The sequence below is a fragment of the Streptomyces sp. NPDC048483 genome, from assembly GCF_040651455.1.
Classification (GTDB): domain Bacteria; phylum Actinomycetota; class Actinomycetes; order Streptomycetales; family Streptomycetaceae; genus Streptomyces.
Map to the genome: position 1 here is coordinate 40,142 of NZ_JBEZJZ010000015.1, position 20,640 is coordinate 60,781.

Annotated in this window: 15 protein-coding genes and 1 pseudogene; 11 read left to right on the plus strand and 5 right to left on the minus strand. The window is 68.3% G+C overall.

Annotation, left to right across the window (positions count from 1 at the left end; genetic code table 11):
- Entirely contained in the window at positions 1-606 is a 606-nt protein-coding gene (locus AB0D04_RS10990; protein ID WP_362701791.1) for a peptidoglycan recognition family protein, read from the minus strand.
- A gap of 599 nt (positions 607-1,205) precedes the next feature.
- On the opposite strand from AB0D04_RS10990, the gene AB0D04_RS10995 reads away from it, so the two are divergent.
- The 7 genes and pseudogenes from AB0D04_RS10995 to AB0D04_RS11025 all read left to right on the plus strand — a co-directional run bounded on the left by AB0D04_RS10995 (position 1,206) and on the right by AB0D04_RS11025 (position 11,619).
- Complete coding sequence (locus tag AB0D04_RS10995; RefSeq protein WP_362701792.1) at positions 1,206-2,072, plus strand: BTAD domain-containing putative transcriptional regulator; 867 nt, start codon at positions 1,206-1,208, stop codon at positions 2,070-2,072.
- Between the two features lie 97 nt (positions 2,073-2,169).
- Positions 2,170-5,733 (plus strand): NACHT domain-containing protein, encoded by a 3,564-nt coding sequence (locus AB0D04_RS11000; RefSeq protein ID WP_362701794.1) that lies wholly within the window; start codon positions 2,170-2,172, stop codon positions 5,731-5,733.
- A gap of 70 nt (positions 5,734-5,803) precedes the next feature.
- Positions 5,804-6,070: a hypothetical protein gene (locus AB0D04_RS11005; RefSeq protein WP_362701796.1), complete on the plus strand. Its 267-nt coding sequence runs from the start codon at positions 5,804-5,806 to the stop codon at positions 6,068-6,070.
- Between the two features lie 48 nt (positions 6,071-6,118).
- Positions 6,119-6,520: pseudogene (locus AB0D04_RS11010) on the plus strand (S8 family serine peptidase); the annotation flags it as partial.
- Between the two features lie 98 nt (positions 6,521-6,618).
- A complete protein-coding gene (locus tag AB0D04_RS11015) occupies positions 6,619-8,958 on the plus strand; it encodes a molybdopterin cofactor-binding domain-containing protein (protein WP_362701797.1) in 2,340 nt (779 codons plus the stop codon).
- A gap of 8 nt (positions 8,959-8,966) precedes the next feature.
- The gene (locus AB0D04_RS11020; RefSeq protein WP_362701798.1) at positions 8,967-9,443 is read left to right on the plus strand and encodes a (2Fe-2S)-binding protein; all 477 of its coding nucleotides are present in this window, start codon (positions 8,967-8,969) and stop codon (positions 9,441-9,443) included.
- 1,099 nt (positions 9,444-10,542) lie between these two features.
- On the plus strand, positions 10,543-11,619 hold the full coding sequence (locus AB0D04_RS11025; RefSeq protein WP_362701799.1) for a mechanosensitive ion channel family protein: 1,077 nt from the start codon (positions 10,543-10,545) through the stop codon (positions 11,617-11,619).
- Between the two features lie 70 nt (positions 11,620-11,689).
- Here the strand turns inward: AB0D04_RS11025 and AB0D04_RS11030 are convergent, their stop codons facing one another.
- The 4 genes from AB0D04_RS11030 to AB0D04_RS11045 all read right to left on the minus strand — a co-directional run bounded on the left by AB0D04_RS11030 (position 11,690) and on the right by AB0D04_RS11045 (position 15,609).
- Positions 11,690-12,124, minus strand: coding sequence for a nuclear transport factor 2 family protein (locus AB0D04_RS11030; RefSeq protein WP_362701800.1), 435 nt, complete (start codon positions 12,122-12,124; stop codon positions 11,690-11,692).
- 170 nt (positions 12,125-12,294) lie between these two features.
- Positions 12,295-13,698: a xylulokinase gene (xylB, locus tag AB0D04_RS11035; RefSeq protein WP_362701802.1), complete on the minus strand. Its 1,404-nt coding sequence runs from the start codon at positions 13,696-13,698 to the stop codon at positions 12,295-12,297.
- Positions 13,699-13,747: 49 nt separating this feature from the next.
- Entirely contained in the window at positions 13,748-14,746 is a 999-nt protein-coding gene (locus AB0D04_RS11040; RefSeq protein ID WP_362701803.1) for a zinc-dependent alcohol dehydrogenase family protein, read from the minus strand.
- A 71-nt stretch (positions 14,747-14,817) separates the two neighbouring features.
- A complete protein-coding gene (locus AB0D04_RS11045; protein WP_362701804.1) occupies positions 14,818-15,609 on the minus strand; it encodes a DeoR/GlpR family DNA-binding transcription regulator in 792 nt (263 codons plus the stop codon).
- A gap of 160 nt (positions 15,610-15,769) precedes the next feature.
- Between AB0D04_RS11045 and AB0D04_RS11050 the strand changes: the two genes are divergently transcribed.
- The 4 genes from AB0D04_RS11050 (at position 15,770) to AB0D04_RS11065 (ending at position 20,636) form a co-directional block, all read left to right on the plus strand.
- Positions 15,770-17,113 (plus strand): MFS transporter, encoded by a 1,344-nt coding sequence (locus AB0D04_RS11050; protein ID WP_362701805.1) that lies wholly within the window; start codon positions 15,770-15,772, stop codon positions 17,111-17,113.
- 115 nt (positions 17,114-17,228) lie between these two features.
- A complete protein-coding gene (locus AB0D04_RS11055) occupies positions 17,229-18,179 on the plus strand; it encodes a sugar-binding domain-containing protein (protein ID WP_362701807.1) in 951 nt (316 codons plus the stop codon).
- A 191-nt stretch (positions 18,180-18,370) separates the two neighbouring features.
- Positions 18,371-19,687, plus strand: a complete 1,317-nt coding sequence (locus AB0D04_RS11060) for a sugar ABC transporter substrate-binding protein (RefSeq protein ID WP_362701873.1) — start codon at positions 18,371-18,373, stop codon at positions 19,685-19,687.
- A 91-nt stretch (positions 19,688-19,778) separates the two neighbouring features.
- Positions 19,779-20,636, plus strand: coding sequence for a sugar ABC transporter permease (locus tag AB0D04_RS11065; RefSeq protein ID WP_362701874.1), 858 nt, complete (start codon positions 19,779-19,781; stop codon positions 20,634-20,636).
- Positions 20,637-20,640 lie beyond the last annotated feature (4 nt).

Genomic DNA, 20,640 nt, shown 5'->3' on the forward strand with positions numbered 1-20,640 from the left:
TCAGCTCCCGGGCGGGGCGGCGAGGCGCTGGGTGACCCTCTCGCGCATGCCGGCCATCGTGAATCCCTTGGGGTCGATCTTGCCCGGCTGCCACTCCAGGTGGCCGATGACGCTGGCGGCGTGCCAGCCGTGTTCGCGGCAGATCGCGGCCGCCGTCTTCTCGATCGCCTCGAGCTGCACCTCGGGCCAGGGGTCTTTCCCGTCGCCCAGGTTCTCGCACTCGAACCCGTAGAACCTGGCATTGCCGTCGGTATTGGCCTCGTTGTCCTGGGGCAGCGGCTTCTCGTCGATGACCGCCCGCAGCACGTCGTCGTCACCCAGGCCGGCGTGGTTCGCACGACCGTGGCCCACCATGTAGACGACGCCGTCCTTGCCGATGACGCCGTGGCACAGCGGGCCGGGGAGCTGTGGGAATCCGTCGTGGCAGATTTTGACGGTGTTGGCCGTGCCGGAAGTGACGGTGTGGTGGATCATCACCCCGTTCACATTGCTGAACGGGCCTTTGTGGTTGCGGTTGTGGTGACGCCAGTTGTCCGTCTCCTTGACGGCTACGTGCTCGCGACGGAGCGCCCCGAGTAGTTGGTCCGCGGTCATGGGCGCAGTCATGGTGTCCTCCTCGGCGGCGGACGATTCCCCAAACGCAAGCCAGGCCATGCGTGGCGCTACGGAGGATTCCCGTGGGGCCGGGCTACACGCCCACCGTGAAACGAGTTGTTGCGATTGTTTCGGTGGCCCCTTGTTCCTCCGTGCCGGGACAGCCGATCAACGGGTCCCGGCAATTTCCAGGACCGACCAGGGGCCAAATCCATGTTCTCGCTGCGCCTCGACCGTCGCATCTGGATCACCAACAGGACAGCCCTCTCCAGCAAGGTGAGTACGCGGCCCGGCCCTTACGCACACATGTGAACGCTCGCTCAGCTTCCTCCACCGGGCGTCGGCCCCACGATTCGACACCGGTCAAAGACGCGACGCACGATGGAGGAAGGGGGCCCGGGACCGGAGAGGCGCATGATCGCCTCTCCCCGGTCGGAGTATGTGGCTGCCCATCAGGAGATGCGGAGGCGATGAGCCGTAGCACCCGGACGGGATCCGGCACCGTGAACGGTACCCACGCGGGACGGCCACGGCCGCTCGGGGAAATGCCGCACCAGGTACCGTGCGGCCGACTGCGCTCGCCGCGCTCCAGGCGCACGCGCGACCGGCAGATGACGAGCGCGTCGTGCCCCATCGGCGGCCCGCTGCCGGCCGGCGGGGTGTCCCCGATGCCGGAGGGCACCACAGCCCGCATCGTGCTGCTCGGCGGCTTCAGCCTGGTCACGGACGGCGAACTCGCCCGGATCCCCGCCGGAGTCGAGCGTCTGCTCGCCTTCATTGCTCTGCGTCCGGACAAGGTGCCCCGATGCATCGTCGCGGAGAACCTGTGGCCGGACGCGTCCGAGTGCCGTGCGTACGCGTCCTTGCGCTCGGCACTCAGCCGCCTGCGCGGGGCGGGCTGCCGCATACTCGACGTCGGTCCCGCCGAACTTGCCCTCACGGACGGCGTGGGAGTCGATTTCCGCGAACTCAGGTCGCTCGCACGCTTCCTCGTGGACGCCGCCGTGGATTCCACCGAAGCGGCGGAAAGCCCGTACCTGGGTGTCACGGAGATCGACGGCCTGTCCCAGGACCTGCTTCCCGGCTGGTGCGACGAGTGGGCACTGCGCGAGGCGGAAGAGTGGCGGCAACTGCGTCTGCACGCTCTCGAAGCGCTCGCAGTCCGCTTCATCAGGGCGCAGCACTTCGCGCACGCTGTCATGGCGGCCGGTGCGGCCGTGCGCGCCGAGCCCCTGCGGGAGACCGCCCACGCAGCCTTGATCAAGGCGCATCTTGCCGAAGGCAACCAGTCCGAGGCTCTTCGCGCATTCCGGAACTACCGGTCCCTTCTCCATGACGAACTCGGGCTGCGTCCGACGGCATGGCTGCGCGGTCTCGTGGCCGACCTGCGGCCGGTTGCGCCCCGGCGCCGGGACGGGGCGGCACACCGGCACGGGTGGGATGCCGACGGGCATCACGCGGGAGTCACGCCGCGGTGACGGCGGGGGCGTCACGATGGTGGAGAAAGCAGCACCACGCGTACTGACCGGTCCGCAGCAGAACGCGGGCCGATCAACAAGGGCGGCCCGATCCGGCATGAACTACGTCATCAGGCATCCGCAAGGCAAGCTCGTATCACGGAGCACCCCGCTTCTGGTCCGGCCAAGGCGCTATGTCTCCCATGTGGCCGATGCCCTCGAGCAGTTGCTCCGCAGGCTGTTGGTCCGTCTGGCGGCCCGCCGCAAGGTCGCACCGGCTCGACGGTGGCGGATGAAGTGGTCGAGGGTGGCGTTGCTGCAGCGCTTTTCCGTGCTGGCCGTTGTGCTCGTTGTGTTCTGGGTCGGTTCGGCGGTCTACGCGATCGTCACTCATGAGAAGTCCCCGGTCCAAAGATTGTGCAGCGCTACGGGATCGGGATCGGGATCGCCCTGCGCGGTGGTATACGGGTTCCTGTCGCCGTTCCTGAGCCTCGGGCTGGCGACCTTTGTCTTTCTGCTGGTGCAATACGTTTCCGTGCGGCGGCCGCTGACGCAGGCGGCCAAGAAGAACCCGAGCAGCATCGTGCCGACGGCCGGTCCCACCATTACGGACGTGGTCGGGCGCAAAGAGATGTGCTCGGTAATTTCCCGGGCCCTGCGCGACCGGCGCACCAGGCGTCCGTACCTGCTCGTCGGCGGCGTGGGTACCGGGAAGACATCGGTGCTCGTACAACTCACGCAGATGCTGGCCAAGAAGGGCGCGGTCCCCGTCCCGGTCCGCCTGCGGGATGTTGATCTGGAGGGCTCGCATCTGGACTTCCGCGAGCTGGGCATGAAGCGCTTCTGTGAGGCGGTGGACCGTGATGCGCTCTCTCGTCGGCAGAGCGAGAGAGTGTGGCGGCAACTGTGCATGGACGACAGGGTCGTCATCATTGCCGACGGCCTTGAGGAGACGTTCGCCGAGGACGAGAAACAAAAGAAACGGGACCTCCTCATTCGCCATGCGATCCAGCGGGCGGAGCACCAGAAGCTGCCCTTGGTGATTGCCACGCGCCCCCATGCGCCTTTGGAACACACACAGGCCGCCGTGATCGACCTGGAGCCGCTCAGCGAGGAGGCCGCGCTGGAATACCTGGGGGACCACGCGGATTCCGACAGCCATCGCATGGAATGGATTGTGAAAACGGCTGCCGTCTCCGAATCCCCGTTGTATCTGCAGATTGCCCGCCAGTTGCGGGATCACGACCTGTTCAAGCACATGGCCGAGGCCAAGGGCTGGGCGGAACTGGACACGCGCAACGCCGACCGGACCGCTCTGCAGTGGCGCCTGCTGACGACGTGGCGAGAGGCCTTGATCAAAGGGCGCCTCCACGGCGAGATAGCGCTGCCCTGCGATCAACGCACGATCCTCATCGAGGTGGTCTCCGCACTCGCCGCCATCGGACTGCTGCGGGACCGGCTGGAAGTCCGCATCGACGAGCTGATCGAACCGGACCGGGAGGGCGCCGACCCCGCCGCGGCGCAGAGGTCGAGCAGTACTTCCCGCGAGGAACGCGTAACCGGGGAAATACGGGAGCACCTCGCGAAGAATCTCAAGGACCTGTGTCCCAGGGAAACCAGTGAACGCCGCTGCCGTGCCCTCCTGTCGTTGTGTGCCACCGAAGCGGAGAGGCTCGGTCTGGTGGAAACCCGCGCGGAGAAGGTCCGGTTCCAGCACAGTCTTGTTCAGGCGTACCTCGGAGCCGGTTACCTCGACGTCTGCTCGGACGGTCCTCTGAACTTCGCATGCGAGGAGCCCGGACCCGGCCGCGAACTCCTTATCGCGCTCGTCCTGAACTCTCGGGCCGCTCTGAGAGACAGGCAGGATGCCTCGGCTCAGGCCAAGCAGACCGCCGTCGTCCAGAAGCTTCTCGATGTGGCGCAGACACGCACGGACGCCAAAGTGTTCGACATGTATGCCGCCGCCCTCGAAATCGACAGAGCCGCAGGGGCGGCCAAACATCAGGAAATTGCCCGGATCCTCTATGAGAGGTGGGAAGACATCAAGGGAAGCGATCGCCGGACACTGGAAGTTGCGCAACAGGTACTGCTGCAACGATTCGGCGAGGTTCTCCGGGCGATCGGCGAGGCAGAGAACAACGAGCATGACCCCGCACACGGCCGGGTCCCGGCCTACGAATGGCTCATCCGGATCGCTACCCTCGAGCCCTCATACCCTCTCAGGCTCGCTATCGCGCAGGAAATAGGGGCGGGAGGCGACAGGGCCTTCGATGCCCTGCGCACCATGTTCCCGCTGTCCAAGGAATCCGAGGAGAGCGACCCCTGGGTGCAGTACGAGTGGGAATCCAGCAGACAGCTGCAGAGGGACCGGCGGACCCGGGAGATCTTTCTCGGAGTGCGGCCCGACAACGAACAGACTCGCGCGGAGTACGACAAGCGCGTAACGGAGAGCAACGACCACTACAGCGAGATCTGGCGCCGGTTCGTCCTGCGGGCCTGGCTCGTGCCCATGATGGTGGGTTCGGTCGGGGACAAGCACAGGGAACAGGCGAAGGAACGACTCAGTATTTGGCTGCGTCACCTGGAACCGGAGCACTCAGGGTCGGAGCGGGCAGATCTGCCCCGCTCTCTCGAGATCGCCCTTGCCCAAGGCTTCAAGTGCGCTGCCAACCGCAGAAGGCGGCACCCGCACAGCGACGACAAAGCCCGGGAATTCCTCGTCGCACAGGCCGAGAGCATGCTCAGCCATGCGCGCTTCTGGTACTCCCAGATGACGCTCATTCACGCGCTGTGCCTGTGGGAACTGCCGGACCGGGCAGGGACGGCCACCTCACAGGGACCCGGGGGATCCGATGGGGCAGGACCCGACAGCGAGGTGCTGAAAGACGACGGCACGACGCACGAGGACGGGACGACAGCCGACTCCGGCGACCCCGGCCGCACCCACCCGTCGGTGCAGGCCGACCCCACACAGGCGGTGATGCGTTGGCTCGTTTTGGCAGGCAGCAAGCAGGACCCGCGCGCCCTGCAACCCGGCGACCGGACCCGCAAAGGAGACCGGCTGCACCCCTTCGTCGCCGAGGCGGCGAACCTCGCCGTACTCGCCCTGGAGAGCGGGCATCCCGAGCGCTTTCTGTGGATCGACGAGATCGGGGCCATGAACAACATCGGCTCCTCCCCGGTAGAGCCCGGTGCCCACTGCAAGCACAGCCTCTGGATGCCGCCTTCGGTGGGATGGAGCAGCCTGCATCCACGCGCCCAGCAGCTCCTCGCCGACGTACTCCTCCTGCTCAACCTCACGGAATGGACCGGGCGGCCGGCCGAGCTGGAGGAGCGCCTGGAACGCGCGGACCAGACCGTGCTGCCGCCGTGCCTCACCAAGGACCGCGCTCCGCTCCGCCCCCGGCGGACCGTGGGCGTGGCCGAGCACGCACCACCGGGCAGCACATGTCTGCGGGACTGCCCGTTCCAGCTGTGTCCCTACCCGGCCATGGGGCGTCAGCCGCGAGCCGAGCTGCGCGAGACGTTCTGCCGGCAGCAGCAGGCACTGCTGCGCGGGTACCACACGTGGAACCCCCTGTCATGGCTGCAGCGCAAGAGAGCACCGTGGCAAGGAATGACCGCAGCCGAACTCCGGCAATTCTGGGAGGACATGGCGGTCCGGTCGCGGATCCCCTCATGACGACCCGTCACTCGCACGAAGGCAAAGGAGACACCTGCGTGCTGAGAAGCTCGGATCCGCGGCGCGGCAGATGCTGTTCGACGCCGACGGAGCCGGTGCATCGGCCCGCTCGGCCCCCGTCAGAGTGCTGATCCGGGTGACGGATGAGCTCGACGAGCAGCAGCGGCAGCACATCGCCGAGGCCGGCGCCCAGCTTCAGACGGTCGCGGGCGACGTGGCCACGGCACGGATCGCTCCCGGTGACCTCGAGAGGCTGACGGACCTCGACCATGTCGCCCATGTGGAGCTGTCCGAGCCGCTCGGCCCGGAGCGGAACACCCGGACATCCGACACATGAGAGCCGGCGCCCGGTGAGTGGGTCGGCAGTTCCCGGAAGGAAGACTTCTCCGTTCCCGGCACCAGCAAGAAGGTCGTCACCGCAGCCTCGTACATCACCAAGGGTGCCGGCCAGGGGAGCCTGTCCGCGTTCTCCAGCCGCGGTCCCACCCGCGACGGCCGCGACGCGCCGACCGTAGCCGCCCCCGGCCAGGCCATCACCTCGGCGCTGGTAGGGGCCATGGGGACGAACCAGTACCAGTCCAAGTCCGGTACGAGCATGGCCGCGCCCCACTTGACCGGCGTGTGCGCCCTCTTGCTGCAGTCCCGCCCCGCTCTGACCCAGGCCCAACTCGTCCAGCTCCTCGTCGGCTCCGCCCGCCTGGACGCCTTCACCGGCGCCGCGGCGGACCGCAACTGGGGAGCGGGCAAGGCCGATGCGGCGGCGGCAGTCCAGGCCGCGTCGTCCTGACGCCCTGGGCCGTCCTGACATCCTGAACGTCCTGAAGGGTGTCTGCCCGATGGGCTCGTGGCATGGTGCAAGCGCGAAGTTCGTCGAGAGGACAGTCGATGGGTGTGCACAGCCGTACGGAGCGGGACGAAATCGAGGCCGATACAAGGGAGTTCACTCGTCGGCGGTTCCTGGGATACGTGGTGGCGGCCTCCACGCTGACCGTGGCCGCGCAGCTCGGTGAGGAAATCGTGGCCCCGGCCGAGGCGGCGGCAGCGGTGCCGTCGCTTCCCGGGCCCGCCGAGATCTACGACCTCAACGACATGCTCACGCACGCGACGCTGCCGACGTCGAACCTGATCACCCTGCGGATCGACGCCGAGGGAACGGCCTCCTTCGCGCTGCCCCGGGCGGAGGTGGGGCAGGGCATCACCACGTCGAGCGCGATGCTGATCGCGGAAGAGCTGGGACTGCCGCTCGAGAAGGTCCGGGTGACGCTCGCGGACGCCCGGCCCGAGCTGCTGTTCAACCAGCTCACCGGTGGGTCGAACACCACCATCTCCACCTACACACCGATCCGGGTGGCGGCCGCCATCGCGCGTGGCCGGCTCCTGAAGGCCGCGGCACTGGAGCTGGGAGAGGTGGTCGGTTCTCTGACCGCCAAGGCCGGGGTCATCACGTCCGCGGCCGGGAAGAGCCTCACGTACGGCGAGCTGGCCGAGAAGGCCGCGAGCGTGGCCACCACCAAGGTCTCCGTCGCGCTCAAGGAGCCGTCCGAGTTCACGGTCATCGGCGTGGGGCACGGGCGCGTCGACGCACTGGAGGCCGTGACCGGCCGCAAGAAGTTCGCCATGGACCTGCAGGTGCCGGACGCGCTGCCGACGATGGTGTGCCGCGCGCCGACGATCAACGGGACGGTTCGCTCGGTGGCGAACCTGGACGCGGTCCGCGCCATGCCGGGCATCACCGATGTCGTACGGATCTCGACCGGCGTCGCCGTGCGCGGCCGTACCTTCGGCCAGTGCATCGACGCGGTCCGCGCGCTGAAGGTCACGTGGGGCCCGGGAAGCGCCGAGGACGCCACCGACGCCACCGTCCTCCAGAAACTCCGCAAGGCCGAACTCCCGCTCGCCGTACCCCCGTTGAAGCCCGCGACCAAAGCCGTTGACGCCCGCTTCACTTTCCACTTCGCCAGCAACGGTGCTCTGGAGACGAACTGCGCGGTCGCCGACGTACGGAAGGACTCGGCCGAGATCTGGGCAAGTCTCAAGTCACCGATCGTCGCCCAGGAGGAGATCGCCCTCCATCTCGGCCTGCCGCCCTCGGCCGTCAAGGTCCATGTCACCGAGGGCGGCGGCTCCTTCGGCCGCAAGCTCTTCCACGACGCCGCCCGCGAGGCCGCGGAGATCTCGAAGGCCATGGGCAAGCCCGTAAAGCTCATGTGGCACCGCACCGATGACTTCCGCCAGGGCCGCACGCACCCGATGGCCACGTCCCGGGTCCGGGCCACGTACGCGCTCGGGGAAGTCCTCACGTACGAGCAGCGCCACACCTCCGTCGCCACCGACTTCGGTCACGGGCTGGGGGAGATCATCACCTCCCAGGCGGCGCAACTGCCCGTCGGTGACCTGACCTTCGCCGAGACGATCTTCGCGCTCACCCAGCAGAGTCCCTATCACTTCGGGGTCACGACCCAGCTGCTCAACGAGACGGACAAGAGCTTCAACACCGGCTCCATGCGCAACATCTACTCGCCCAACGTCCGCTGCGCGCAGGAACTCGTCGTGGACGAGCTGGCGAAGCGGATCGGCAAGGATCCGTACGCCTTCCGTCGCCGGCTCCTGAAGGAGGAACGCGCCCGCGCCGTCCTCGACAAGGTCGCCGAAGTGGGCAAGTGGGGCCGCGCGATGCCCTCAGGGACCGCGCAGGGGATCGCGATTCACCCCGAGTACCACGCCTTCGTCGCCCTGCTCGCCGAGATCGACTGCCGCCCGGAGACGACCGGCCGCGAGATTCCCGACGCCTACACCGGGCCGCGCGTCACCAAGGTCGTCTGCGCGGTCGATGTCGGCCTCGCCGTCAACCCCAGCGGCCTGGAGGCCCAGATGATGGGCGGCATTGCCGACGGCATCGCGATCACCCTCAGTTCGGGCCTGCACCTCCGGAACGGGCATTTCCTGGAAGGGAGTTGGGACCACTATTTCTACACCCGGCAGTGGAACACCCCGCCGGAGCTGGAGATCATTGTCATGCCCCCGACTACGGGGAAGCCGGGCGGTGCGGGCGAACTGGCGGTGGCCGGCGCCATGGCAGCCGTCGCCTGTGCCTATGGCCGGGCGACGGGCACGATGCCGACGACGTTCCCCGTCAACCACGGCGAACCGCTCGGCTTCGAGCCGCTGCCCACCGTTCCGCCGATCCCCGCCTCGCCGACCGACGGCCTGAGCCGCGCCTACTAGGAGCAACCGTGCCCGAACACACCTTCATCCTCAACGGCAGGTCCGTGACCGTGGACATCGAGGGCGACGTACGGCTCCTGTGGGTGCTCCGGGACGTCCTGGGCGTGACCGGCCCCAAGTACGGTTGCGGGCTCGGCGTCTGTCAGGCCTGCACGAGCCACATCAACGGCAAGGCGTTCAACCCCTGTTCGGTGCCGGTCAAGGACATCAGGCCCGAGGACGAGATCACCACGATCGAGGGTCTCCCCGCCACCGTCGGCAAGGATCTGCATCCCATGCAGGAGGCGTGGCTGGAGCGCGATGTTGCGCAGTGCGGCTACTGCCAGCCCGGGCAGATCATGGCCGCCGTCGCCAAGGTCAAACAGGCCAGGGCGGCCGGCCACGAGATAGGCGACGCCGACCTCGACGAAATCCGCAACATCTGCCGCTGCGGTACATACCACCGCATTCGGGAAGCCATTGTCGCGGGGGCCGCGAAGTTCTAGGCCACCCCGTGGTGCTTTTTCATGCGTTCGTTGGTCAGGCTGTATGCCGTACGCAGGGTTCTTCCGTACGGCGGCAGTGCAGCCTGACCAACACCCGTGTGCGGCGCAGCATTCGACCTCCGGGCCTAGGGGATCCTTCTGTTGGCTGCTAGCGACAAATGTCCCGCGCGATCGGTCCCCGCGATCGCTCTTCCCGTGTGTACGTGACGCGTTCACCCGCCGTCAGGGAAGGCGCCTCCTGGCCCGAATCCCGCAGTTCCGCGTACGGGGCGAGGATATCGGCTCCGTCCTCGTCTGCCCGGATGATGGCTTCCGCTCGTACATCGCTGATTGCCTGTACTGTTCCCGACCTTCGATTGTTCATCTGTACTCCTGGTGCACGTGCTGTGTGTTCTGGTGCCTTTTCCGCACCCGTAAGTTGACCGAGTGTGCGTCAGCGGCTGTGTGGATACCGCCTCGTGGATTAAGATCTCCTCACGCTCAGCCCATTAGCGCCTGCGAGATCCACGTATCCAGCGACGCATGTTGTTCTTCAACCCCTATACCTAACCGTTCCTGGCCGGGAAAAGCGGCGTGCGCCAGGTTTTCCGCTGCACCGTTGCACTCCGGGCGCATAGCGGGAGGAGTAATTCATCCCGCGAGCCCTCCTGTATGGCTCACACGGCGCAGTGGTCGGTGGGCAGTGGCCAGCGGGCAACGGGCGGCAAATGGGTGAGTCGGGGGCAGTCAGAGGCGAGTGCACTCCCTTGGCGCATTGATCGTCGCGATAATCGGGTAATGCGATGTATTGGGCGTCGTATTCGGCGCTGGTGGGCGCTCGGGTGCGGCAGTCGTCCGACCGGGTTGCCGGGCGCCCGTGGGTCATGGCCCCTGTGGGCCGTGGCCGTAAACGCCTCATCCCGCAAGTGATCTGATGGAGACTCCCTGCTGGGGCACCCGCGGCCGGCCGGGCCGGGTGCGGCAGGATGGCAGCTTGCGTCGGGGGTGTCCTGGATGTCTCGGCGCATTCGCAGCCCTAGAGACAAGCAGGTGGCAAGGTGACGATGCGTCATATTCGGTGCTCGGCAGAGGCGCTCCGCCAGACAGCGGGGGGCGGCCGGTGAACCGCGCGCTGACACTCCATGACGTGATCGTCGCCGGGGCCGTGCTGGCCGCCGGTGTCATGGCCGGTCTGCTGTTGCGGGCGGCCTTGCGGTGGCTGGGGAAGCATGCGCGCAGGACGCGGTGGAGCGGGGACGACGTCATCGTGGATGCGTTGCGGTCCGTGGTGCCCTGGGCGGCGATATGCGGCGGCCTGGCGGCGGCCACCGCGATGCTGCCGCTGACGGCGACGGTGGGACGCAACATCAACCGGACGCTCACCGTCCTGTTCATTCTGGTCGTCACGCTCACCGCGGCCCGGGTGATCACCGGGCTGGTGAAGTCCCTGGCCCAGTCCAGATCGGGAGTGGCCGGATCGGCCACGATCTTTGCCAATATCACCCGCATTGTGGTGCTGGCGCTGGGCGTTCTCGTCGTGTTGCAGACCCTGGGCATTTCCATCGCCCCGCTGCTCACCGCCTTGGGTGTGGGGGGCCTTGCGGTGGCCCTGGCGCTGCAGGACACCCTCGCCAACCTCTTCGCAGGGGTGCATGTCCTTGCCTCGAAGACGGTGCAGCCCGGTGACTACATCCGGCTCAGCAGCGGCGAGGAGGGCTATGTCGTCGACATCAACTGGCGTAACACCGTGGTGCGCCAGCTCTCCAACAACTTGGTGATCATCCCCAATGCTCAGCTGGCCGGCACCAACATGACCAACTTCACCCGGCCGGAGCAGCGGCTGTCGATCCTGGTGCAGGTGGGAGTGGGCTACGACAGCGATCTCGAGCACGTCGAGCGGGTCACCACCGAGGTCGTCACCAGCGTGATGAGCGAGGTCAACGGCGCTGTTCCGGACCATGAACCGGCCGTCCGCTTTCACACATTCGGAGATTCCAGGGTCGGCTTCACGGTGATCCTGGGGGTCGGCGAATTCAGCGACCAGTACCGGATCAAGCACGAGTTCATCAAGCGTCTGCACCAGCGGTACCGGGCCGAGGGCATAAGGATTCCCGCCCCGACGCGGACCGTGGCATTGCAGCAGTCCGAAGGGGTCTCGATTCCGCACCAGCGTGGCACCTCGGACCTGGTGCCCTAAGGACGTGGTGGCCTAGGGGCGTGGTGCCCTAGGGGCGTGGTGGCCCTCGCCGGCCGCCACGCCGTGCGGGTTACGGGGTGGACGCCTCCTGGCCCGCGAACGCCTGGGCGACGGCGAGGCTGTCCTCGTAGACGTGATGGTGGGTGATGAGGCCGTTCTCGACGGTGAGATGCAGGGCGAAGCGGGCGCGATAGTCGCGTCCGGTGCGACGGGCGGCCTGACGGATCTCGCCGAGCACGATCGCTTCCTCGCCGTCGATGAGGATGCGTTCGATCTCGGTCGCCGCCCGCTCGGGTATGTGGTGTTCGGCGAGCTCGCGGTAGTGCGCGGCGGCGTCGGCGCGGGTGGACCGGTGGCGGATCCACGGGGTGGCGGCGCGGCCGTGCTCCGCCACCGGCCAGTCCAGCTTCCAGTCGGCCTGCTCCGCGTACATCTCGGCGATGCGCTCGGGGTCGCCCGCGCCGATCCGGCGCAGCACCTCCTGCACCACGGCACGGGTGGTCATGGGTCCGGGCACAGTGGCTCTCTCCTTCGTGAACCCGCGTTGCGCCGAAGGACGCGGGGTGACCGCCATCCTTGCCGCGGCGCCCGCCACCGGCGATTACCTGCCAAGTAATCGCCCGGCCCGGCCGGACGGCTCCACGGGCACCGCCCCGTACCCGGGCGCGCCCGTCGTCATCCGTACACCGTCGACCGGGCGTGTGCGTAGGCCTCCCGGATGCGGCGGCCGGCCGAGCCGTCGGCGGGGACGGGGATCTGTCGGGCCGTGGCGAGCGGCCAGTGCGGGGGCTCGGGAGTGCCTGCCAGCGCCCAGGCGGCCTGGCGGGCCGCGCCGAGGGCGACGTACTCCTCGGGCTCGGGGACGGTGACGGGGGTGCCGAAGATGTCGGCGGCGATCTCGCCGACGATGGGTGCCTTGGCCGCTCCGCCGATGATGAGGACGCGCCGTGCGCTGACGTCCTGGGCACGCAGCCGGTCGAGGGCGTCGGCCATGTTGCACAGCATGCCTTCGACGGCTGCCCGGGCGAGGTTCGGCGGGTGCATGTTCGCCTTGCGCATGCCCATCAGACTGCCCGCGGCCTCCGGGAGGTTGGGGGTGCGCTCGCCGCCCAGATAGGGGAGCAGGACGAGGCCGCCGGCGCCGGGCTCGGCCGCGCGGGCGAGGGCGTCGAGGTCGTCGAGTGCGACGCCGAGCATGCGGGCGGTGGAGCTGAGGACCCGGGCGGCGTTGAGGGTGCACACCAGCGGCAGGAAGCGGCCGGTGGCGTCGGCGAAGCCGGCGACGGCGCCGGTGGGGTCGCCCACGGGGTGCTCGGAGAGGGCGAAGGCGGTGCCGCTGGTTCCCAGGGAGATGACGACGTCGCCCGGCTGGAGGCCCAGGCCCAGGGCCGCGCCCATGTTGTCGCCGGTCCCTGGTGCCACCAAAGCCCCGTGCGGGGTGCGGCCGGCCGCTTCGTACGGGCCGAGTACGCGGGGCAGTTCGGGAGTACGGCCGCCGAAGGCGAGGGCGAGGAGATCGTGGCGGTAGGCGCCCTCGGCCGGTGACCAGTAGCCCGTACCCGAGGCGTCCCCCCGGTCGGTGACCGGCTCGGCGCGCGTACCGGGGCCGCCGCACAACTGCCAGGTCAGCCAGTCGTGCGGCAGCAGCACCCGGTCGGTACGGTCCGCGTGCTGCGGCTCGTGCTCGGCCAGCCAGCGCAGCTTGGCGACGGTGATGGCCGCGACCGGTACGGTGCCGACCGCCCGGGTCCATTTCTCCGGCCCGCCGAGGTCGTCGACGAGATCGGCTGCGGCCTGCGCGGAGCGGGTGTCGTTCCACAGCAGCGCATCGCGCACCGGCTGCCCGGCCGCGTCGAGGGCCACCAAGCCGTGCTGCTGCCCCGCCACCGCAAGGGCATCCACGTGTTCCAGGAGGCCGTTGCCCGCTTCGAGGAGCGCCTGCCACCAGGCTTCGGGGGCCACCTCGGTGCCCTCGGGATGGGTGGCGCGGCCCCGGTGCAGGACCTCCCCGGTGTCGGCGTCGCAGACGACGATCTTGCAGGACTGGGTAGAGGAATCCACCCCGGCAACTGTGGGCATGACGTTGTCGCTTCCGCTTTCGTGCAACGGGACGAGAGGAAAAGGGAGTTCAGGCCTGCGGGCGGAGCTGGATCTTGCGGCCGGAGCCGTCGCGGAACGTCTGGAGGGCGGCGCCGAAGTCGTCCAGACCGAAGCTGTGGGTGATCATCGTGTCGGCGTCGATGACTCCCTTCGCCATCAGGTCCACGGCGCGCCCGAAGCTGTGCAGGACGGCCATCGACCCGACGATGGTGATCTCGTCGTTGTAGACGCGGAACGGCGAGAAGGACGCCTTGGCGGCGGACGGTGCGACGCCGAACTGCTGGAAGGTGCCACCGCGGCGCACCCGGGTCAGGCCGTCCTCGATGACGGGGATGACGCCGGTGCAGTCGATGACGGTCTCCCAGCCCTGCGGCCGGTCCAGGTCCGGGGCGGCGGCTGCTGTGGCGTCCGCGCCGAGCCGTTCGGCGATCTCCAGCCGGTCCTTGTTGATGTCGACGACCGAGAGGGAGGCCGCGCCGGCGGCCTTGGCGAGCTGAAGCATCATCAGGCCCATGGTGCCCGCGCCATAGATGAGGTAGTGGTCGCCCAGGCGGCGCGGCAGGACGTCGAAGCCGCGTACCGCGCACGACAGCGGCTCGATCAGTGTGCCCTGTGCGACATCGACGCTCTCGGGCAGCCGGTAGCAGTTGGCGGCCGGGACCTTGACGTACTCGGCCATCGCACCGTCCACGGTGTCGCCGATCGCGCCCCAGTTCTCACACAGGTTGCCGTGCCCGATCGCGCAGTAGTGGCAGGCGCCGCAGAACAGCGACGGGTCGACGGCGACCTGCTCGCCGGTGCGCAGACCCGTCACGCCCGCCCCCAGCGCGACGATCTCGCCGGTGAACTCGTGCCCGGGAATGATCGGGTACGGCGTGGGCGCGAACTCCCCCTGGACGATGTGCACATCGGTGCCGCAGATGCCCACCGCGGCGGGCGCGACGATGACCTCCCCGGGGCCCGGGGTGGGGTCATCGACGGTGGTGACCTCGTAGTGCTCGGGGGTGTGGATGACGACAGCGCGCATGGAGGTGCCTTTCTCGGGACGCGCATCGAGGATGCGCTCAGGGGATGCGGGGAGCCTGGGCCGGGGCCGACTCAGCTGTGGGGATCGACAGTGCGGACCTCTACGCCGAGGTCCCGGACGGGCTTCAGTTCGCTCTCCGGGGTGTCGGCGTCGGTGACCAGCAGGTCGTAGCCGCTGACATCGCCATAGGGGTAGGTGGCGGTGCGGCCGAACTTGCTGTGGTCGACGGCCAGTACGGCGCGGTCGGCGGCCTGGAGATACGCCTGCTTGTTGTCCGCGTATTCACGGACCGGGTGGAAGAGCCGGCCACCGCTTATGGAGGTGGCGGTGACGAAGGCGACGGCGGCGCGGATGTCCTCCAGCTGACGCCGGGTCTGCGGACCGGCGCAGGACTCGAAGTCCTCGTAGAAACGGTCACCCAGCAGCGTCACCTCGGCCGGCGACGCCGCCAGGAGGTAGGTGATGCGCAGCGAGTTGGTGATCACGCGGATTCCGTCGACGGTGGCGAGCCTGCGGGCGAGCGGGAAGAGCGTGGAACCGCAGTCGATCAGCACCGTGTCACCGGGGGAGACCTCCGCCACGAGCGCGTCCGCGATGGCGGTTTTGACCGCGACATTGGCGTTCTCCCGGAAGCGCAGCGCGCTCTCCATGGCGACATTGGAGAAGGCCGTCGCCACTCCGCGCCCTTTGCGCAGCAGCTGCCGCTCGTGGAGGTTGTCCAGGTCCCGGTGCATGGTCATCACGCTGACGTGCATCCGCTCGGCAAGGTCGGCGATGCGGATCTCGCCCTCCTGAGCGACATGGCGCAGCACCGCCTGGCGGCGCTCCTCCACCTCGGCCTCGGAGCCGCGGCTCGCTCTCATGGTGGGCACCCCCCGTTCGTTTCCGCGGCGGTTTTCCGCCGTGCTCTCTCACCCTAGAACATCACACACTTTATGTGAAGCTCTTGAAATTCTCTGTGAGGTTGTTCAGTCTGATGGCCACGTACGGGCGAACGCCCGGTCCGTCAGAGAGGTCCTCGCCGTGCTGCGCACATCCCAAGAGCGCGATTCATCGCTGCCCCGCCCCGCCGTCCTCGGGATGCCCCGGGCCCTCATATGGGGCTATATCGGTGTCCTGCTCTTCATGATCGGCGACGGCGTGGAGACCAGCTATCTGCCCACGTACTTCAAGACCGACCTCGGCTTCGCGGAGGCGAGCGTCGGCATCATCTTCACGGTGTACGGAATCACCGCCGCGGTGGGCGCCTTCCTGGCAGGCGGGCTCTCCGACCTGTGGGGCCCGCGCCGGGTGATGATGGCCGGTGCCGCCTGCTGGGTGGTCTGCCACGCCCTCATGCTCGCGGTCGCCGTCCCCGCCCAGTCCTACTCGCTGATCCTCTTCACGTACGGCCTGCGCGGCTTCGGATATCCGCTGTTCGCCTACGGATTCATGGTCTGGATCATGGCGGGTGCTCCGGAGCGTCAGCTCGGCAAGGCCCTCGGCTGGTTCTGGTTCTGCTTCACCATGGGCTACCCCGTCATCGGCTCCGCCATGGTCTCGTTCCTCAAGCCCACCATCGGCTTCTACCGCACGCTGTGGGTGTCACTCGCGATGATCGCCGCGGGCACCCTGGTCGTCCTGTTCCTGCTGCGCGAACGCACCGGATTCCAGGGGCTGGCCAAGGGCCGTGAGCATGTCAGCCTGCCGCGTACCTTCATGGGCTGCTTCACCGTCATGTTCGCCAAGCCGCGCGTCGGCATGGGGGCGGTGGTCCGGCTCATCAACACCACCTCGCAGTTCGGCGTGTGGGTCTTCATCCCGCTCTTCCTCATCGATCAGGTCGGCTTCAGCGCCCAGGAGTGGGCCTCGCTGCTGATCGTGATGATGGTCAGCAATCTCGCCTGCGTCGTCACCTTCGGTGCGCTCGGTGACAAGTGGAGCCGGCGCAAGACCGTCGCCTGGCTCGGCGGTGTGGTCTCGGCGATCGCCTGTCTGGCGCTGTACTACGTACCCGAGGCCGCGGGGCACGACTTCCTGTTCGTCGCGATCGCCGCGGGCGCGCTGGGCGTCGGCATGGCCGGATACGTCCCCCTGCCGCCCCTCATGACGTCGCAGGATCCGGAACGCAAGGGCCAGATCATGTCGGCGTACACGCTGGGCGCCGGCGCCAGCATGGCCTTCGGCCCGCTCATCGGCACGGTCTTCATCGGCACGATCGGCATCGGGGGAGTGATGTGGATCTATGCCGCCCTGCATCTGCTCAGCACCGTCCTCGTGCTGTGCATGAAGACACCCGAGACGCCCGCGGCACCCGCCGATCCCGAGCCGGACACAAAATCCGGTGCTCAAGCCGTCGTGCGCCAGGTGGAGCGGCAGGCGGTGTGAGCGTTGACAGCACCCTCGCGGGCGCTTTAATGGAGAAAAGGCACATATGTGACGTGCGTGCTCATTCGAGCAGTAACGCACGGCGCGTCGTCCGTCCAGAGAGGCCAGGGCTGCTATGCGCACACACCACACCGGCCCGGAGTATCTGGTGCAGACGGCCGCGATGGCCCGGCGTTTCTACCTCGAAGGCAAATCCAAGATGGAGATCGCCGAGGAATTCGGCATCAGCCGGTTCAAGGTGGCCCGGACCCTGGAGACCGCCCTCCGCGATGGCCTGATCCGGCTGGAGATCCGCCTGCCCGCCGAACTCGACGCCGATCTTTCCGACGCCCTGCGCACGCGATACGGCTTGCGGCATGCCATCGTCATCGACTCACGACAGGAGGTCCCGGACGACACGGTGCAGGCCACCCGCCGCCTCGGAGCCGTCGCGGCCGACCTGCTCGCCGAGATCGTCACCGAGAACGATGTCCTCGGCCTCGTCTGGGGCCCCGAGATCGAGGCCCTCGGCCTCGGGCTGACCACGCTGGCCCGGTGCACGGTCGTTCAGCTGTGCGGAGCGACCCCGCTGCGCCCCGTGAACAAGACCGCTGTGGAGGCGGTGCGCCGGGCCGCCACCATCTCGAGGGGCGTCGTCTACCCCATCTACGCACCCTTGCTGCTGCCCGATGCGGAGGCGGCCCGGATGCTGCGTGCGCAGCCCGGCGTCGTCGATGCGATCAGCCGCTTCGGCCAGGTGACCAAGGCCGTCGTCACCGTCGGCGGATGGGGGCCCGGCCTCTCCACCATCTACGACGCGCTCAGTGACGCCGAACGGGAGGATTACCGGAGCCGAGGAGTATGCGCCGAAGTCGTCGGCCAATTGCTCGATGCGGAAGGACAGATCATCGTCCCCAAACTCACCGAGCGGGTCATCGCCATCAGCTTTGACGAACTGCGCAAAGTACCCGACGTCATTCTCCTGGCCGACGGCGTCGAACGGGCAGCCGCCGCCTCGGCGGCGGTGAAAACCGGCCTCTTCAGCGGCGTTGTCACGGACGCCGGAGTTGCCGCCAGCCTGCTCTGAAAGCGCGAACCCGCGCGCATTTCGGCCACGGGAAGGGGCGCGTCGGCTCATCCGGGTTGTAGACCTGGTGCGGGCAGTTGCGGGCCGGGCGAAGCAGGCGGGGTGAAAAGGTGCCAGCCGTGAGAGCACGACGTCGCGCACAGGCCGGACGAGGCCGCCCCGGTCGTCTCGTCCGGCAGGCGTCCCTGCCCCTGGCCGTGGTCCTGGCGGCAGGCGGCTGCTATCGGGGCGCCGGCGACGTCGGCAACACCGGCCGCAACACCATCAACGTGCTGATGGTGAACAACCCGCAGATGGTGGATCTGCAGCGGCTCACCGCCGAGCACTTCACCAAGAAGACCGGCATCGAGGTGAACTACACCGTGCTGCCGGAGGACGATCTGCGCGACAAGATGAGCCAGGACTTCTCCAGCCAGGCCGGACAGTACGACGTGGCGAGCCTGAGCAATTACGAGACGCCGATCTATGCCCGTAACGGCTGGCTGACCGAGCTGGGTACCCGTGCCGCCAAGGACCGCGCATTCGACCAGGGCGACATCCTCCCGCCGGTCCGCTCCTCTCTCACTGCCGCCGACGGCAAGGTCTACGCGGAGCCCTTCTACGGCGAATCGTCGTTCCTGATGTACCGCAAGGACCTCCTCAAGGCCGCCGGGCTGACCATGCCCGCCCGGCCCACCTGGCACCAAGTGGCCGACCTGGCAGCCAAGTTGGACGGCCTCCGTAAGGGCATGAAGGGCATCTGCCTGCGCGGCCAGCCCGGCTGGGGCCAGCTGATCGCCCCGCTGACCACCGTCGTCAACACCTTCGGCGGCACCTGGTTCACCAAGGACTGGCAGGCGAAGGTCGACAGCCCTCAGTTCAACCGGGCCACCCGGTTCTATGTCGACCTGGTGCGCAAGCACGGCGAGGCGGGCGCCCCGCAGGCCGGCTACACCGAGTGCCTCAACGACATGCAGCAGGGCAAGGTCGCCATGTGGTACGACGCCACCGCCGGCGCCGGCTCGCTCGAGAGCAGTGAATCCAAGGTCGCCGGGAAGGTCGGCTACGCACCGGCGCCGGTGGAGAAGACGGCCGTCTCGGGCTGGCTCTACACCTGGGCGTGGGGCCTGCAGAAGGCCAGTACGCATCAGGAGGCGGCCTGGAAGTTCATCCGCTGGGCCTCCAGCAAGGAGTACGAGCGGCTGGTGGGCCGCACACGGGGCTGGTCGCAGGTGCCCGGCGGCAAGCGGGCGTCGCTCTATCGCGACCCGGAGTACATCCGGTCCGCCCGGGCCTTCGCCGGCCCGACCGAGCGGGCGATCAGCTCGGCCCGGCCCGACGACCCGGGGGTCCAGCCCCGCCCCGTGCCCGGCATCCAGTTCGTGGACATCCCCGAGTTCTCCGACCTGGGCACCAAGACCAGCCACGAGATCAGCTCGGCCATCGCCGGTAAGCAGAGCGTGGCCGCCGCACTCCGTCACAGCCAGCGACTGGCAGAGGAGGTGGCCCGTGCCTACGCAGGCCACTGACCCAGCGCCGTACGGCCCGAACGGCACGTCCTCCACCCTCGGCCGCGCGGCCCGGGACCGGGCCACGGCGCGGGCCCGCCGCGCGCCCCTCCTGCCCGCCCTGCTCTTCCTCGTCATCGTCACCCAACTCCCTTTCGTGACGACAGTGGCGCTCTCCTTCCTCCGCTGGAACGCCCTTGCACCCCAGAACCGCGGCTTCGCCGGTTTCGCCAACTACCGGGCCGTCTTCACCGACCCCGCGCTGCGGAGCTCGGTAGGGACCACGATCCTGCTGACGGTGACCGTCGTCCTGGTCAGCCTGCTGCTCGGCCTGGTCCTCGCGCTGCTGCTGGACCGCAGCTTCCGCGGCCGCGGCCTGGTCCGCACCCTGCTCATCACGCCCTTCCTGATCGTGCCGGTCGCCGCGGCCCTGCTGTGGAAGCACGCCCTGTTCAATACCTCCTACGGCCTCCTCAACGGCACCCTGACCTGGTTGTGGAGCCTGTTCGGCAGCGACGACCCGCCGCAGCCGGACTGGCTGACCCGCACCCCGCTGGCCGCTGTGGCGGTGTCGCTGATCTGGCAGTGGACGCCGTTCATGATGCTGATCCTGCTGGCCGGGCTGCAGAGCCGGCCAGCCGATGCCGTCGAGGCCGCCCTCGTGGACGGCGCCTCGCCCTTCGACATCTTCCGCTATCTGACCCTGCCGCATCTGCGCCGCTACCTGGAGCTGGCCGCCCTGCTAGGAACCATCTACGTCGTCCAGAACTTCGACGCGGTGTTCACCATCACCTCGGGCGGACTCGGCACGGCCAACCTCCCGTACACCATCTACCAGACCTTCTACCAGGCCCATGACTACGGACTGGCGTCCGCGCAGGGCGTCGTCGTGGTGGTGTGCTCGCTGCTCGTGGCCACCTTCGCGCTCCGCACCGTCTCGTCCCTGCTGCGCGAAGAGGGCGTCCGATGATCCG